This window comes from Arthrobacter sp. GQ119 (assembly GCF_059759125.1).
Genome location: NZ_JCAXEA010000116.1, coordinates 1 through 220 on the forward strand (window position 1 = coordinate 1; position 220 = coordinate 220).

Annotated in this window: 1 protein-coding gene; it reads right to left on the reverse strand. The window is 58.6% G+C overall.

Annotation, left to right across the window (positions count from 1 at the left end):
* Nucleotides 1–203: alcohol dehydrogenase catalytic domain-containing protein (locus AC6CH3_RS23600; protein WP_498134734.1), on the reverse strand; the 203-nt coding region annotated here is incomplete at its 3' end.
* Nucleotides 204–220 lie beyond the last annotated feature (17 nt).

Sequence of the window (220 nt, forward strand, 5' to 3'; positions counted from 1 at the left end):
ACACCCGTGGCCTCATGACCGAGCAGATACGGGAACTCATCCCCGATCCCGCCGAGCTTGTAATGCAGATCCGTATGACACACCCCGCACGTCAGGATGTCCACCAACGCCTCCCCCGGACCCGGATCCGGCACCAAAATCGTCTCCAACGACACCGGAGCGTCCTTCTCCAGGGCAATGACTGCCTTGACCTTATGAACCATTAGCTTGCGTTCCTTTC